14 protein-coding genes are annotated in these 16,029 nt (G+C 69.3%); 6 read left to right on the top strand and 8 right to left on the bottom strand.

Translation table 11 applies throughout. The features are described 5' to 3' along the window. Nucleotides 1–36: 36 nt before the first annotated feature. Both MA876_RS17440 and MA876_RS17435 read right to left on the bottom strand, forming a co-directional pair. Entirely contained in the window at nucleotides 37–1,500 is a 1,464-nt protein-coding gene (locus MA876_RS17440; RefSeq protein WP_248152571.1) for an aminotransferase class I/II-fold pyridoxal phosphate-dependent enzyme, read from the bottom strand. 22 nt (nucleotides 1,501–1,522) lie between these two features. Continuing rightward, nucleotides 1,523–2,446, bottom strand: coding sequence for a LysR family transcriptional regulator (locus MA876_RS17435; protein WP_248152570.1), 924 nt, complete (start codon nucleotides 2,444–2,446; stop codon nucleotides 1,523–1,525). A gap of 70 nt (nucleotides 2,447–2,516) precedes the next feature. On the opposite strand from MA876_RS17435, the gene MA876_RS17430 reads away from it, so the two are divergent. The 5 genes from MA876_RS17430 to MA876_RS17410 all read left to right on the top strand — a co-directional run bounded on the left by MA876_RS17430 (nucleotide 2,517) and on the right by MA876_RS17410 (nucleotide 7,331). Further along, complete coding sequence (locus MA876_RS17430; RefSeq protein WP_248152569.1) at nucleotides 2,517–4,253, top strand: L-aspartate oxidase; 1,737 nt, start codon at nucleotides 2,517–2,519, stop codon at nucleotides 4,251–4,253. 83 nt (nucleotides 4,254–4,336) lie between these two features. Continuing rightward, on the top strand, nucleotides 4,337–5,473 hold the full coding sequence (locus tag MA876_RS17425) for a 3-oxoacyl-[acyl-carrier-protein] synthase III C-terminal domain-containing protein (protein WP_248152568.1): 1,137 nt from the start codon (nucleotides 4,337–4,339) through the stop codon (nucleotides 5,471–5,473). Further along, a complete protein-coding gene (locus MA876_RS17420) occupies nucleotides 5,470–6,138 on the top strand; it encodes an iron-containing redox enzyme family protein (protein ID WP_248152567.1) in 669 nt (222 codons plus the stop codon). Before MA876_RS17425 ends, MA876_RS17420 begins: the two co-directional genes overlap by 4 nt. A 1-nt stretch (nucleotide 6,139) precedes the next feature. Continuing rightward, complete coding sequence (locus MA876_RS17415; protein ID WP_248152565.1) at nucleotides 6,140–7,057, top strand: DUF6999 family protein; 918 nt, start codon at nucleotides 6,140–6,142, stop codon at nucleotides 7,055–7,057. A gap of 70 nt (nucleotides 7,058–7,127) precedes the next feature. Further along, the gene (locus MA876_RS17410; protein ID WP_248152563.1) at nucleotides 7,128–7,331 is read left to right on the top strand and encodes a hypothetical protein; all 204 of its coding nucleotides are present in this window, start codon (nucleotides 7,128–7,130) and stop codon (nucleotides 7,329–7,331) included. 7 nt (nucleotides 7,332–7,338) lie between these two features. On the opposite strand, the gene MA876_RS17405 is transcribed toward MA876_RS17410, so the two are convergent. From MA876_RS17405 to MA876_RS17375, 6 genes are all read right to left on the bottom strand, one after another. Beyond that, nucleotides 7,339–8,979: an ABC-F family ATP-binding cassette domain-containing protein gene (locus MA876_RS17405; RefSeq protein WP_248152561.1), complete on the bottom strand. Its 1,641-nt coding sequence runs from the start codon at nucleotides 8,977–8,979 to the stop codon at nucleotides 7,339–7,341. Nucleotides 8,980–9,003: 24 nt separating this feature from the next. Then, nucleotides 9,004–9,837 carry a glycosyltransferase family 2 protein gene (locus MA876_RS17400; RefSeq protein WP_248152559.1) on the bottom strand — a complete coding sequence of 278 codons (834 nt, stop codon included), beginning with the start codon at nucleotides 9,835–9,837 and terminating at the stop codon, nucleotides 9,004–9,006. A 29-nt stretch (nucleotides 9,838–9,866) separates the two neighbouring features. Further along, nucleotides 9,867–10,424 carry an alpha/beta fold hydrolase gene (locus tag MA876_RS17395; protein WP_248152557.1) on the bottom strand — a complete coding sequence of 186 codons (558 nt, stop codon included), beginning with the start codon at nucleotides 10,422–10,424 and terminating at the stop codon, nucleotides 9,867–9,869. 112 nt (nucleotides 10,425–10,536) lie between these two features. Then, a complete protein-coding gene (locus MA876_RS17390) occupies nucleotides 10,537–12,015 on the bottom strand; it encodes an HNH endonuclease signature motif containing protein (RefSeq protein WP_248152554.1) in 1,479 nt (492 codons plus the stop codon). Between the two features lie 136 nt (nucleotides 12,016–12,151). Beyond that, nucleotides 12,152–14,038: a right-handed parallel beta-helix repeat-containing protein gene (locus MA876_RS17380; protein WP_275563328.1), complete on the bottom strand. Its 1,887-nt coding sequence runs from the start codon at nucleotides 14,036–14,038 to the stop codon at nucleotides 12,152–12,154. Between the two features lie 129 nt (nucleotides 14,039–14,167). Beyond that, nucleotides 14,168–14,764, bottom strand: a complete 597-nt coding sequence (locus MA876_RS17375) for a hypothetical protein (protein ID WP_248152552.1) — start codon at nucleotides 14,762–14,764, stop codon at nucleotides 14,168–14,170. A gap of 85 nt (nucleotides 14,765–14,849) precedes the next feature. Here MA876_RS17375 and MA876_RS17370 point away from each other — a divergent pair, with 85 nt between their 5' ends. Continuing rightward, a complete protein-coding gene (locus tag MA876_RS17370; RefSeq protein WP_248152550.1) occupies nucleotides 14,850–15,704 on the top strand; it encodes a PhzF family phenazine biosynthesis protein in 855 nt (284 codons plus the stop codon). Nucleotides 15,705–16,029: the final 325 nt, after the last annotated feature.

The raw sequence follows: 16,029 nt of genomic DNA, 5'->3' as shown, positions 1-16,029 counted from the left end.
GCCCGTCGTCGCCGCCTTGACAAGCGCCCCGCACGATCACCCGTCGACCGCGACCACCTGGATCGTCGCGAGCGTGGCATCCGCCGCATAGGCGATGCGACCGCCGTCCGCACGCGTGGCACGGAGGGCGTCCAGCGCCTCGCGCGTGACGATCTCGCCGGGAGCGAGCACCGGGACCCCGGGCGGGTACGGCGCGATGAGCTCGGCGCAGACGCGGCCGATCGCGGCATCCGCGTCGATCGTCTCGTGTCGCGCGAAGAACGCCGCTCGCGGATCGAGCGCGGTCTCGGCGCGCACGCTCCATGCCGCGGAGGGCGTGATCCGCCGGGCCACGCCGCGACGACGCTCGACGGCGTCCGTGAGCTTCTCGACGAGGACATCGATGGATGCCGTGTCATCCGCGATCGTGATCATCGGCACGAGGACGTCGCGGTCGGCCATCTCGAGCGTGATGCCGTGCTCGAGCAGATCGGCCTCGACGGCGTGCCCGTGTGCGCCGGTCCCGGCCAGCAGGACGACGAGCTTCGCGGGATCCACCCGCACGTCGTCGTGGTCGGTCAGCACAGCGAGGCCGGGCACGCCCGACAGGCGTGCGCGGGCATCCGCCACGAGGTCGACGAGTCGCCCGACCAGCTCTTCACCGTCACGTTCGAGGAGGGCTCGGGATGCATCGATGCTCGCGAGCATCGCGCCCGACGAGCTCGTCGTGAGGGAGGCATCGAACGCCCGCTCGAGCCGGTCGGGATCGAGCAGACCACCCGACCGCGTCGTGCGGGCGAGGAGGAGCGCCGACTGGCTCCACGCGGGCAGCGATTTGTGCGCGCTGGTGATGAGGGCATCCGCACCGAGCGCGAGCGCGTGCGCGGGCACGCGCGTCGAGAATCCGAAGTACGCCGCCCACGCGGCATCCACCACCAGAGGCACGTCGAAGGCGTGCGAGACGTCGGCGAGCGCGGGGACGTCCGATTGCGTTCCGACGTAGGAGGGATCGCCGATGAGCATACCGCAGGCGTCGGGGTTCGCCCGGAGGGCCGCCTCGACGGCCTCCGCCGGCACCGCGCCGGGCAGACCGGTCACGGGGTCGATGGACGGACTCACCCACACGGGACGCAGGCCCGCGAGCACGATGCCGAGCAGCACAGACCGGTGGAGGGTACGCGAGACGACGACGCTCTGACCGGGCCGCCCCAGCGCCAGCACCGACGCCTGATTCGCGTGACTCGAGCCGTTCACCGAGAAGCGGCACCAATCGACGCCCCACGCCGTCGCGGCGCGGGACTCGGCGTCGGCGAGCAGTCCCTTATCCTGCTTCATCGTGTCGAGGCCGGCGAGCATCGGGACGTCGCCGACGATGAGGTCACCGACGAGGTCCGTGCGGTGCTTGTGCCCCGGGATGCTGAAGGGTCGCATCCGGTCGCCGCGCACGTCGGCCATGTAGCGCAGCCACGCGGCGAACAGCGGGGCGTCGTCGGCGTACCCGCGCGGATCGAAGGCGGTCATCGAACCAGTGTGTCGTGGATCGTCACGCGAGGCGCATCGTCTCGCTCATCCGGCCCGCGAGCGTCGTCGCCGTGCGGGCGATCGTGGCCTGCATGACGGTCGCGGCGGCGCTCTGTTCGATTCCGGCGATGCGGGCGATGCTGATCGTGCGCCTGAGCGTCGGGTCCGACAGGCGCACGGAGCGCAGCCCGGGCCGCTCGATCAGCACCATCGCGGGCACGATCGCGACGCCGAGTCCGCGCTCGACGAAGCGCAGCACGGCATCCATCTCCACTCCCTCGACGATCGCGTGCGGCGTCAGCCCCGCGGCGAGGAACGCGGCATCCGTCGTGGCACGAAGGTCGTACGACGGGCTGAAGACGACCTGCGGCAATCGCGCGACGTCTTCGAGACGGATGCTGTCGCCCGCCGTGATCGGCGGCTCCGCCGACGCCGAGATGACGACGAGCTCCTCGACGAGCAGGCGTGCGACGGCGAAGCGATCGGACGCCTCGGCATCGGACGTCGTGATGAGCGCGAGGTCGAGCTCGCCGGCGTCGAGCTCGTCGAGCAGGCGGCGCGACCCCTGCTCGGAGATGTGGAGCTCGATCGCCGGGTGTGCCGTATGGAAGTCGCTCAGCACTTCGGCGACGAGGCTCACGCAGAGCGTCGGCGTCGCGCCGAGGCGCACGCGCCCGCGCCGGAGCCCGGCGAGCTCATCGAGCGTGTGCCGCACCGCGTCGGCGTCGGCGAGCATGCGGCGCGCGAGCGGCAGGAGCGCGTCGCCCGACGCGGTGAGCGTACTTCCGGAACGCACGCGATCGAACAGCACGGTTCCGAGATCGTGTTCGAGGGCCGAGATCTGGCGGCTCAGGGACGGCTGGGCGAGGTAGAGCTGCTCGGCCGCTCGCGTGAAGTTGCCCGTCTGCGCGACGGCGACGAATCCACGCAGTTGATCGAGGTTCATGCAGAAAGGCTATCGAATCGAGCGAGAAGATGCATTGGAGTAATGGATGCCGCGAACCTACCGTGGAGGGATGACCACTCCCGAACGCCGCCTGTCCACGTCCGTCCTCGTCATCGGGACGGGCGGATCAGGGCTTCGTGCCGCGATCGAGCTCGCCGAGGCCGGAATCGACGTACTGGCTCTCGGCAAGCGACCGAAGTCCGACGCGCACACCTCCCTCGCGGCGGGCGGCATCAACGCCGCGCTCGCGACGATGGATGCCGAGGACTCGTGGCAGCAGCACGCCGCCGACACGCTGAAGGAGAGCTATCTGCTCGCCGACCCGCACACCGTCGAGATCGTGACCTCCGGCGCCTCGCGCGGGATCGACGACCTGGAGCGCTACGGCATGCCCTTCGCCCGCGAGGACGACGGCCGCATCTCGCAGCGCTTCTTCGGCGCGCACACCTACCGCCGCACCGCGTTCGCCGGCGACTACACCGGCCTCGAGATCCAGCGCACGCTGATCAACCGAGCCGCGCAGCTGCGCATCCCGATCCTCGACACCGTCTACGTCACGCGCATCCTCGTGAACGACGACGGCGCGGTCTTCGGCGCGTACGGCTTCGATCTCGAGGACGGCACGCGCTACCTGATCCATGCGGACGCCGTCATCCTCGCCGCCGGCGGACACAACCGCATCTGGCGGCGCACGTCGTCGCGTCGCGACGAGAACACCGGCGACTCGTTCCGGCTCGCCGTCGAAGCGGGCGGACGCCTGCGCGACCCCGAGCTCGTGCAGTTCCACCCCAGCGGCATCATCGAGCCGGAGTCGGCAGCCGGCACGCTCATCTCGGAGGCGGCCCGCGGCGAAGGCGGGATCCTGCGCAACGGACTCGGCGAGCGCTTCATGCACGAATACGACCCTGAGCGTCTCGAACTCTCGACCCGAGACCGCGTCGCGCTTGCGTGCTACACCGAGATCAAGGAAGGACGCGGCACAGCGAACGGCGGTGTGTGGCTGGATGTCTCGCACCTCCCCCGCGAGACGATCATGACCCGCCTCCCCCGCGTCTACCAGACGATGCTCGAGCTGCAGATGCTCGACATCACGAAGGAGCCGATCGAGATCGCACCGACGGCGCACTACTCGATGGGTGGCGTGTGGGTGCGGTCGGAGGACCACTCGACCGACGTGCCCGGGCTCTACGCGATCGGCGAGGCGTCGTCGGGCCTGCACGGCGCGAACCGCCTGGGCGGCAACTCGCTGATCGAGCTGCTCGTGTTCGGCCGGATCGTCGGCCAGGCGGCAGCAGAGTACTCGGCGGCACTTCCGGCCCAGACGCGATCGGCCGCAGCGGTCGAGGTCGCCCGTCAGGAGATCGCGGCGCTGCTCGCGGCATCCGGAACCGAGAACGTCCGCGCCCTGCAGCGCGCGATCCGCGACACGATGACCGAGCACGCGGGCGTCGTGCGCGACGAGCAGGGCCTCCTCACGGGTCTCGCCGAGCTCGACGCGATCGAGGCGCGCATGGCCGACATCGGCGTGCATCCCGACATCGCCGGGTTCCACGACCTCGCGCACGCGTTCGATCTCAAGTCCGCGGCGCTCGCAGCTCGCGCGACGCTCGAGGCCGCTCTCGAGCGTCGTGAGACCCGAGGATGCCACAACCGCAGCGACTTCCCCGAGACCGATCCCGCTCTGCAGGTGAACCTCGTGTGGTCGCCTTCCACGGGAGTGACCCGTGAGTCGATCGCGCCGATCCCCGACGAGATCGCCGCCCTGATGCGCGACGAGGTCTCGGTGGCGGGCAAGCTCGTCGAGTAGTCATATTCCGTGACGCTCATGCGTTCTTGGAAGATTCCGACAACTCTCGGTTCCACGTCACCGAGGTCGCCTAGTCTCGACGCATGCCAGCGACCGCGACCGCATATCTGACCGGCTTCGGCAGCTACCTGCCGGGTGATCCGGTCGACAACGACGGCATCGTCGCGCGCCTCGGCGGAGAGGATGCCGTGACCGAGCGGATCCGCCGCCGCATCCTCGCGGACAACGGCATCCGGCAGCGGCACTACGCGCTTGATGAGCACGGCGAGCCCACCGAGCTCAACGAGGAGCTCGCCGTGAAGGCGCTCCGCGCCGCCCTCGACGACCGCGGGATCGCGGCATCCGACCTCCGCATGCTCGCGTGCGCGACGACGATGGGCGACGTCCTCGTGCCGGGCTTCGGGTCGATGGTGCACGGGCGTCTCGGCGGCGGGCCGATGCAGGTGCTGTCCGCGTCGGGGGTGTGCGCGTCGAGTCTTTCGGCGCTCGATGCCGCGGTCAGCAAGATCCGGCTGGGCGATCATCCTCGCGCCGCCGTCGTCGGATCCGAGCTGTCGAGCCGCAGCCTGCGCCAGCGCCGCTTCGACGGCGTGCGGGCGGGCATGGACGCCCACTTCCTGCGGTGGATGCTGTCGGACGGCGCCGGGGCGGTGATCGTCGAGTTCCAGCCCCATCCTTCGCGTCCCTCGCTGCGCGTGGACTGGGTGCGGCAGGTGTCGCTCGCCCACGAGCACGACGTCTGCATGCGGGCGGGCATGGCGGGCGATGAGCCCGCGGTCGGCGGAACGTGGCAGGACGTGCCCGTCGACGACGCGCAGGCGGCCGGCATGTTCGTGCTGCGGCAGGATGTCGGCGACCTCGACGACCTCGCGCAGGCGGGCATCGCGCAGTTCGAGGAGCTCGTCGACATCGGCCTGGTCGACGTGAAGCACCTGGACCACGTCGTGTGCCACTACAGCACCAACCTCTTCCGCGATGTCGCTTTCGAGGCGCTGCAGCGCCGCATCCCGACCCTCGACACCGACCGGTGGTACTCGAATCTCGAGACGCGCGGCAACACGGGGTCGGCGAGCATCTTCATCGCCCTCGAGGAGGCGTGGCTCACGGGCAGGTTCCAGCCCGGCGAGACGATCCTCCTCGCCGTGCCCGAGTCGGGTCGCTTCTCTTTCGCCTTCGCACATCTGACCGTCGTCGCCCCACCAGAAGGAGCCCCCTCATGAGCACCACTGCCACCGCTACACTCGCGGACCGCCTCGCCGATGTGTGGGCCGACTTCGAAGACCGGCTCACCCGCGTGCCCGTGCTCGCGCGCCTCGCCGACGGCACCGTCACGCTCCGCGATTACGAGCGGCTGCTGTTCAACCTGCGCCAGCAGGTCGTCGACGGCTCGCCGTGGATCTCGCGCGCGGCATCCAACTTCGACATCCCGCATTTCGAGCTGCGGGCGGCGGCGATCCGACACGCGGAGGAGGAGCATCGCGACTACCTGATGATCGAGCGCGACTATGTCGCGATCGGCGGCTCGCTCGACGAACTCCGAGCGGGGCGGAAGAACCTCGGCTCCGAAGCGCTCTCGGGGTACATGTTCACGTACGCCGACCGCCCCAACCCGACAGGACTCCTCGGCGCGATGTTCATCATCGAAGGCCTCGGCGCACGGCGCGCGGCCGGCTGGGCCGCGCGATTCCAGGAGGTGCTCGGGCTCGCCGACGCCCAGGTGCGGTTCATGACCTACCACCAGGAGGCCGACGCGCAGCACACGGGCGGCCTCGAGACGATCCTCGAGTCGGGCCTGCTGACCGAGGACGACGAAAACGAGGTCGTGCGCTGCGCGGAGGTCGTCGCACGTCTGTACGCGCTGCAGCTGGAAGAGCTGGATCGCTGACATGCCGTCGTTCCCGAAGCTCCCCGACCTCGCGGCGGTGCCCGACAAGGTCACGGAGTTCGTGCGCGTGCCCGAATACGTGAAGTCCGACCCGAGCATGTGGGAGGCGATCTACTCCGACCCGTCGGTACCTCTCGACCGCTCCGTCGTGCGGCAGATCATCAACGATCAGCGTCGGCTCTCGCGTCGCTGGATCTACCCGCTCGCACGTGTGCTGTCCCGGGTGCTGGTCGCGATCATCTCGGTCGTCAAGCGCGTGCTCCCGTTCCGCTGGATGACGCTGCACACGATGGACACCCTGTGCGTGTGGTTCCTGCGGAACTTCGTCTCGCCCGACGCGGTCGAGCTGCTCATCCGCCACTTCGTCGTCGAGACGAACCTCGTGAACTTCATCATCCGCAACACCGCGACGACGATGGATCCCGTCACGCTCCGCCCCGAATCGCTCTCGGAGCTCGGGGACTCCGCCGTGGTCGAGCACGACGTCAACGTCTACGACGTGCTCATCGCGCTCGACGGCATCGAGCTGATGCCGCCCGCCTCCTTCGATTGGAGCCAGCTCGACATCCCGCGCCTCGACGCGGAGCGGCACCACCGCCGGCTCATCCGCCTCGACATCCAGACCGCCTTGTGCTTCATGAACATCCCGTTCTCGATGGCGCTGACGGTCGAGGAGTACCGACGCGCCGTGCACAGCATCCGCTTCGACGACTCGTTCCTCGAGATCCTCGCCGTCATCACGGGCGACGACACCTTCCGGCACTGGAAGCTCGCGGGCATGAGCCTGTGGATGGACTCGAACGTCGACGTGCCCCGCATGGTCTATCGCCACGCGCTCGTGTGCGAGTACGCGCACGCGCACCTCGTGAAGCTCGCGCACGGCGAGTACCCGCGCGCGACGGCCGCGCAGTTCGACTGAGCGGCGCTGTCAACCCCTTGGCTCCTTCTCGCCGGTCGGGCGACGCTGGATCTCGACCGGAGGAGACCCCATGCCTGACGAAGACGCCGAGAAGACTCCTGACACGAAGGACCTCGAGGAGCCGAGCACCGAGAAGGACCCCGGCGAAGAGCCGAAGAAGGATGCCTCGAAGGACCCCGAGCCCAGTCACGAAGCCGTCGGCATCGGTGTCATCGGGGGCGAGCTGGACGACATGATGCCCGAGGCGGACGACGCAGAAGAGTCCGCCGACTGAGCCGGACTCAGAGCTCCGTCACGGCGCCGGCCTCGACGCGCCACCGCCGATCGGTGCGGACGGCCTGCAGCATCCGCCGATCGTGCGTCACGAGCAGGAGCGTTCCCTCGTACGACTCGAGCGCCTGTTCCAGCTGCTCGATCGCGGGCAGGTCGAGGTGGTTCGTCGGCTCATCGAGGACGAGGACGTTGACGCCCCTCGCCTGCAGCAGAGCGAGCGCCGCGCGCGTCCGCTCCCCCGGCGAGAGCTCGTCGACCGGGCGCAGCACGTGATCGGCCTTGAGCCCGAACTTCGCCAGGAGCGTCCGCACCTCGGCCGCGTCGAGTGCAGGCACGAGGTCGGCGAACGCGGCCGCGAGCGGCCGCGTTCCGACGAAGAGCGACCGTGCCTGATCGATCTCGCCGATCTGCACGTTGGCCCCGAGCGAGGCGGTGCCGGAATCGGGATGCTGCGTGCCGAGCAGTGCGCGCAGAAGCGTCGACTTTCCCGCGCCGTTCGGACCCGTGATGCCGATGCGCTCCCCCGCGTTGACCTGCACCGACACAGGCCCGAGCGTGAACGAGCCCTGCCGGAAGACGGCATCGGAGAGGGTGGACACCACGGTGCTGGAACGCGGCGCCGCGCCGATCGTGAACTCGAGCTGCCATTCCTTGCGGGGCTCCTCGACCTCGTCGAGCCGCGCGATGCGGCTCTCCATCTGCCGGACCTTCTGCGCCTGCTTCTCGCTCGATTCCATGGACGCCTTGCGCCGGATCTTGTCGTTGTCGGGCGACTTCTTCATCGCATTGCGCACGCCCTGACTCGACCACTCGCGCTGCGTGCGTGCACGGGCGACGAGGTCGGCCTTCTTCTCGGCGAACTCGTCGTACGCCTCGCGCGCGTGCCGCCGCACGGTCGCGCGCTCTTCGAGGTACGCGTCGTAGCCGCCGCCGTAGACGCGGTTCGAGTGCTGCGCGAGGTCGAGTTCGAGCACGCGGGTCACGCAGCGCGCGAGGAACTCGCGGTCGTGGCTGACGAGCACGACCCCGCCGCGGAGGCCACGCACGAACGCCTCGAGGCGCTCGAGCCCGTCGATGTCGAGGTCGTTGGTCGGCTCGTCGAGCAGCACGATGTCGAACCGGCTGAGCAGCAGCGCGGCGAGGCCCGCGCGGGCGGCCTGGCCACCCGAGAGGGTCGTCATGAGGGCCGACTCGCCGACGTCGAAGCCGAGGTCGGCGAGCACGACCGGGATGCGATCGTCGAGGTCGGCCGCGCCGCTCACGAGCCATCTTTCGAGGGCAGCGGAGTAGACGTCGTCCGCACCGGATGCCGTGGGATCGCCGAGCGCGGTGGCTGCGGCATCCATCTCCGCCGTCGCCTGCGCGCACCCCGTGCGTCGCGCGATGTACGCGGCGACCGTCTCGCCCTCGATGCGCTCGTGCTCCTGCGGGAGCCAGCCCACGAACGCGTCGGCCGGCGCGAGCGAGATCGTGCCCGCCGGCGGTCGGTCGATCCCCGCGAGCAGGCGCAGCAGGGTCGACTTGCCGGCGCCGTTGACACCCACGCCGCCCACGACATCACCGGGGGCGACGGTCAGATCGAGCGACTCGAAGAGCGTGCGATGGCCATGGCCGCCGGCGACGCCGCGCGCGACGAGGGTTGCGGTCATGAGTCCATTCTCACGGTCCGCGGCTCAGTCGGCGGTCGCGTGCCGGCGCTCCTCGATGCGGTGTTCGACCTTTCGCTGCACGTGCAGCATCGGGTAGATCCCGAGCAGCACGGCCATCGGGGCGAGGGCGCCCGGATCATGGATGTCGTGCGCGCGATACGTGCGTTCGAACCGATCGACGTAGAAGTGGAAGTCGCGGGGTGACGTATCGAGGCGCCTCGCCGAGATGCCGGCGACCATGCCCGGCGCGTAGCCGACCTTGAGCCCCGCGAGCGCGAGGTGGACGGACAGATCGAGATCTTCGTGCATGAGGTCTGCGCGATCGGGGCACACCGAGTCGCGTACGGCGGCCCAAGCACCCGCCCGCAGTGCCATGTTGCTCCCGAAGAGGAACACGTACTTACCGGCGAGCTTGACGGTCGCCTTGCGCACGGCGTCGTCCGCATGCAGGCCGAACGACCGCAGAGGCATGTCGTAGTAGTCCACGGGCCCGCTGATCGCCGCGACCTCCGGCTCCGCCGCGAACGCGGCACGCATCTGCTCGACCCAGTCCGCCTGCACGACGGAGTCCGAATCGATGCGGCCGATCAGATCACCGGTGGCCGCGTCGAATCCGGCGTTGCGTGTCGGGGTGATGCCCTGCTCGTCATTCTGGCTGCTGAGCCGGATGCCGGCATCCGGGAACGCCGTGATCAATCCCTCGACGATCTCCCGCGTGCGGTCCGTCGACCGGTTGTCGACGACGAGGATCTCTTCCGCCGGCTCGGTCTGCTCGATGAGCGCGACGAGGCAGCGGGCGACTGTCTCCTCCTCGTTGTAGGCGGGGATGACGACCGAGACGGTGGCGCGTGAGCTCATGGCTCGACCCTATCGAGCGAGCGAAGGAATCAGTCCCAGTCGAGGTACTCCTCGATGAAGACCGCGGTGTCCATGATGTGGGTCAGCGGGAAGAGGTGACCGGCGCCCGCGACCGAGCGGATGGTCGCCCGCTCGGGAGCCGTCGCCTGGAGGGCCTCGGCGTTCGCGACGGGGGTGACCGCGTCATCCGTCGCCTGCACGATCAGCACGGGGATCACGGGAGGAAGCGGGATGTCGACGTCTTCGACGCCCAGCAGCAGGAGGCCGTTCGCGCGATCGGGGTGCGCTGCGACCGTCGTGCGCGCAACCGTGCCGCCGAAGCCGTGACCGCCGATCCACGTGTGGTCGAGACCGAGGTGGTCGATGACCGCCATGACGTCGTCCGCGCGCTCGTCGAGCGAGCGCTCGCCAGGGCCGTAGCCGATCCGGATGATGTGGAATCCCGCCTCTTCGGCGAGATAGTGGCCCACGACGCCCAGTGCGTCCTGCCCGGGCTCTGCGATGAGCACGAGCGGCACGGGTCCTTCGCCCTCGACGACGTACGGGATCGCGCGGCCTTCGGGCTCGAAGGTCTGGATGTCGGTCATCGTGGTGGGTCCTCTCGCGATGCTGGGTGCTTCCAGCGTATTCGGCCGGGAGAGCTCCCACCCAACGCGTGACGCCCGCCCCGGACACACCTCTCCCCGGTTCGCGGCGCGTTCAGGCAGCTTGGAAACGTCGCGGCGACTTCGACCTCAGCGCGATCGGATCGTCGACCTCGCCCGTCACCGGGTCGGGTGGTGGATGCAGCCAGTACGAGCCCAAGCCGGTCAGCGGATCGCGGGATCGCGTGATCCGCCATCCCTGATTGTGGAGTCGCATATGGCAGCTGCGGCAGAGCGGAACACCGTCGTCCACATCGGTGCGCCCGTGATCGGCCCACCAGTGATCCGAATGGTGGAACTCGCACTGCGAGATCGGAGCGACGCACGACGGCCAGACACAGCCGCCGTCGCGAGCGGCGATCGCGATCCGCTGCTTCCTGGTGAACAGCCGCTGATCTCGACCGACGTCCAGCGGACGGCCGAACGAGTCCAATTCGACAGCGGTGGCGCCCGCGTCGCAGAGCATCTTCTCGATGACTCCGCCCGGAAGCGCCGCTCCGGAATCCTCGAGGTGCCCGACGCCGCTGACGCGCATCCTGCCTCGCTCGCCGGCATCCGTGATCGCGGTTGCCTCGACGATCACCCGCACACCGGGCTGTCGATCGCCGAACGCTTGCCCGGGGTCGGCGTTCGCGCCCGTGCGCAGGATCGCCATGAGCGTGTCGTATTGCAGCTGCTCGTTCGAGCGGTCATCGACCCGGGCGCTGGTCGCCTCATCGGCGGCATCCGTCCCGACGAATCGCGGCCCGCGCCGCGGCCGCAGCGCCGCACCCAGGATGGAGTGCACCCAGGCGGCAGCCTCGTCGTCGAACACGATCCGCGCCTGATGCTGCCCCTGCTCATCGACCCAGGTGCGGAGCGACCTCGCCTGGAAGCGCTGTTCGAACCGCAGCGTCACGCCCACCGGGTCGAGCCGATCCCTCGCCGTTCGGGCGGCGTTCCGCAGTTCCTCGACAGGCGTCGAGCCGGACTCGGTCAGAAGAATCTCCACGGCCTTCGCCCACGCCTCCGGGAGGAAGCCGGGATCCAGTTCGGGATAGCGATCGACGGGGGGTTCGCCGAGTCCGGTCCGGATCGCATGGAATTGCGCCTGGCTGACCTGCCCCGACGCGAGCGCCCGCCGAAGCAGCTCCAGCCACCGCGGTGCCACCGGGGTCGACAGCGCCGCATCCGGCTCCAGATCCACACGGGCGACGAGGTCTTCGCCGGCGCGGATCGTCTTGAAGACGTCCCCTCGCGATTGCCCCGTGATGTTCTGCACCAGCGACGTCACATTCCGATGGCCCTTGCGCTGCGCCAATCCCGAGTACCCCAACTCGCGCGCTGATCGACGCCCGACCTCAGCCGACATGGCAGCGAGCAGGACGTCGGCCGCATCGCGCGCTGCTGCGGCATCCCGCATGGCATCGAGCAGATCGTCATCGTCGAGCGACCCCACGATATCGGCGAGACGGCGACCGTCGCACACTCGTGCGACCGCTGACGCCGCGGCGAGCAGCCGCGCATCGGGAGTCGACGACGGTGCGAACTTCATAGAACAAAGATACGAATGGCCACCGACAAAGGAGCGGTCGGAAGGGCATCCCGGCGATCACAGAAAGATAACGAAATGCGGACGCTGGAATCCCGGCATTCGACTCGCCGCGCACCCCGGGGCGCCGCCATCGCGATCAGCAGACCCAGATGCTCGTGTCGATGCAGACGTCCTTCCCCGGCCCGCCGTCGAGATCGTCGACGCCCGATCCGCCGATCAGCAGATCGACCCCGCCTCCGCCGTCGAGCTGGTCGTCGCCGCCGTCGCCGGAGAGCAGGTCATTCCCGTCCCCACCGATCAGGTGGTCGGGGCCGCCTCCGCCGAACAGCACATCTCGACCGCCGAGCCCGCACAGGACGTCGGGCCCGCCCCCGCCGATCAGCAGGTCGTTGCCCGCGGTGCCGGTCTTGGTGCAGGACGGCACCGAGACTTCGACGATCTCGACCGATCCGGCTTCGCAGTCCGCGCCGGCCGGGCGGACCGATCCGCGCTGATCGACCGCGAACACCGTGCACGCGGCAGCAGGCACTGCGCCTCCCGCGGGGCTCGTCCCTGCCGGGAGCCGCGTCTGCGTCGAGCCGCCGTTCGCCGCGAGGCCGCCCAGCTGCACATCGCCGACGTTCGACTGATCGCCGGGACCACCGACGAAAGCGCAGGACGCGTCCCCACCGACGTTGTAGCCGGCTGAGATCGTGGTGCCGGAGATGGCGCAGTCGGCGCCTCCTCCCGCTCCGTCGGCGACGATCGAGCCGAAGCTGTCGAGGTCTTCGCCCGTGCCGACGTTCGCGCCGGTCGGGGCGCTGTTGCCCGCGACGGTCGCGTGCCGCAGGAAGACGTCGCCCGTGCTCGTGAAGACCCCGCCGCCCGTCGTCGCGGCCGTGTTGCCCGACAGAGTCGAGTTGTCGATGCGCACCTCGCCCGTCGCGGCCGCGATTCCCCCGCCGCGTCCATCCATCCCCGTTGCGGAGTTGCCGCTGAAGGTCGACGAGGTCACGACGATCTGCGCAGGAGGCGGGTCATCCGTCAACTCCACGATCCCGACGAACAGCCCGCCGCCCGCGCCCACGCGGATGTTGCCCGAGACCGTGCTCCCGGTGATCGTCGCGGTACGGCCCTCGCCGGGCTGGTCCTGATCCACGCTCCAGATGATGCCGCCCCCGGTCGTCGACCCGGCCGGCGCGTTGCCCGAGATCGTCGAGTCCGTCACGACGAGGTCGCCGCACGCGGAGCAGGACACGCCCGGACCGCCGTTGTCGCTCGCCGTCGAACCGGTGAAAGAGAGCAAGCCATCTCCCTGGCCCGTCGTCGAGAGGCCGCCCTGCCCGTTCTGCGAGATCGTCGAGTCCGTCACGGTCAGCGCACCGTCTATCGCGCCGATGCCGCGCCCGGTGTTCTGGGTGACCGTCGAGCCCGCGAGAGTGATGCCCCCGAACGAGACGCGAATCCCCGTGCCCGTGTTCGGGCCCAGCATCGAGTCCACGAGACCTATGCTCGATCCGCTGCCGAACTCGCCGCTGTTGAGCACGTAGCCCGTAGCCGCGTCGTTCCCCGACACGGTGACGTCCGCGAGATCGACGTCGCCGTTGAACCGGATCGCCGCCCCGTCGAACGTGTCGCCACCCGTGATGATCAGCTCACCGAGATCCACCTGGGGCGCACTGTCCAGCACGTCCAGCACTCGCTCGTCCGCGCACGTCTGCTGGATCGTCGCGCCGTTGCCGACGATCGTGAGCGACTGGCTGCCGGTGTAGTCGAGGTCGCCCCCCGCATTGGCGTCGTCGTCGTCGCAGAGCGTGAGCGAATAGGTGCTGGATGCCGCGAGTTCGATCGTCGTGGCATCCATCGCCGCGTTCGCCTGCGTCAGGGCCTCCCGGAGAGAGGTCTGCCCGTCGGCGCCGTTGACGACGTCGGCCGTCGTGGTCACCGTGACCGTCGCCGCCACGGCCGGCGCCGCGGTCACGATCGCCGCGATCGGCACGGCGATGACGGTGATCAGACACGCGACAGTGATGCGCTTGTTCATGATGTGCCCCAACCGCGCGGTTCGGACCGACGGATGCGCCGGAGTCATCCGATCACGCTTCTGGCAGACACGATCCACCCATTCGCGCGCGAGCGCTACCCCGTCGGTGACGAGGTCGAGGGCGGCGGCTCAGCCGACGGAGTGGGTCACCCACAATCCGGCAGGAGTGGCCCCGATGTCCTCCGGAGTCCAGTGCAGATCCGCTGCCGCGGCACGACGCTCGGCCCGCCGAGCGTCGGCGAAGTCACGCGCGGTGTGGGGCACGGTCCGGTTTCCGGCGAAGATCCATGCCCGCGGCACGACGTGCACGGCGAGCGCTCGCGACCCATCAGTGGGGTTGACCGTTGACGCGAGGATCACGCCATGGGTGTTCATCTCCCACCAGAACGTGACGTCCAGCCCTTGAGCTTCGAGCGCGCGTGACAGCACACGGCGGCCCCACTCGTCATCCTCCCCGAATCGGCCGACCCGGTAGTCGTGTCCGCCGTAGAAGTACAGCCAGTCCGGAGTGAGCAGCCGCATGATCTCGGAGAAGTCCTCATCCGACGTGGGATCCGTGGCGACCAGCAAGGGGATGATGGCGTGCGTCCCCCGCACGATGACGGGGTGCTCGAACCGTTCCCAGTCCGGCCGATCGGCCGCACCATCGGCCCAGAGGAACTCGTCGAGGCGCACACGAACAGCCTCGATGGCGCCGTTGATGCGCTGACGCTCTGCGAACTCCATCCGACAACGCTATACGCCTTCGTGACGGTCCACGGATCCCCGATCGGCGCCCGATGCGCGAAGCAGATCGGCCTAGCCTGTGGGTGTGCCTACGCCCGAGATCCTCCGCTACGCCGCCTTCTCCTCCCACTCCGACGGGGGCAATCCGGCGGGCGTCGTGCTCGACGCGAGCGGACGAGACGACGAGTGGATGCAGCGCATCGCCGCCGACGTCGACTACGCCGAGACGGCCTTCGTGACGGGCGAAGCCGAAGACGGCTCGATCGTCATCCGCTACTTCTCCCCCATCGCCGAAGTGCCGTTCTGCGGGCACGCGACCGTCGCGACCGCCGTCGCACTGGCCGAGCGCGGACGCACCGGGAGCATCCGCTTCGCCACGAGCGTCGGACCCGTCGAGATCCTGGTTTCACGCGATTCCCAGGGCATCCGCGCTGCGTTCACCAGCATCCCTCCGACCGTCACGAACCTCGCAGACGACGCTCTCGCCGAGATCCTGCACCTGCTCGGCCTCACACCGGACGCACTCGATCCCGAGCTTCCGCCCCGCATCGCGAACGCGGGCAACCCGCACCCCGTCCTCGCGATCGCCGATCGGGCCGCCTTCGACGGGTTCGCGTTCGACCCCGACTCCGCGCGAGCGTTGATGGATGCCCGGGGCTGGCCCGCGACCATCACCGTCATCCATCGATCCGCCGACGATCGCTTCGTCGCGCGCAACATCTTCCCGGTGGGGCGCATCACCGAGGACCCCGCGACGGGCTCGGCCGCGGCGGCGGTCGGCGCCTACCTGCGCGAGATCGGCGCTGTGAACGTACCGAGCAGGATCGTCATCGAGCAGGGCGCGCACGTCGGGCGCCCGGGGCTGCTGACCGTCGACATCCCCGCGTCAGGCGGGATCGTGGTCTCGGGTCACGCCGTTGCGATCGAGCTCAGACGTTGAAGCGGAACGTCGGGCCCGCCTGGCACTGGTGACGCTCATCTGCCGTTAGTGCCATCTGATCCGGCTTTTCTGCCAGCACCTCTGTCAGCTGTGCTGGCGAGTTCACTACACAGGTTATCTTTCCTGCGGACTGGCTGCGGACTTCGCACATGCCCAAGCAAAGCTGAGAAGAGCCCACAAACCCCGGGCGACCTGCTATGACTCGCCCCGGCATGTCCGGAGACATGATTCCTTGGAAGGATCTGTCTCATGGGACGTCCCAGCAAGTATCCGCGCGAGCTTCGTGAGCGCGCTGTCCGCATGGTCGCCGAGCTGCGGCCCGATT

This window comes from Microbacterium aoyamense, assembly GCF_023155855.1.
In the GTDB taxonomy this organism is placed as follows: domain Bacteria; phylum Actinomycetota; class Actinomycetes; order Actinomycetales; family Microbacteriaceae; genus Microbacterium; species Microbacterium aoyamense.
Note: the sequence above shows the minus strand (reverse complement) of the source record. Positions and strands in the feature narration are given on the sequence as shown.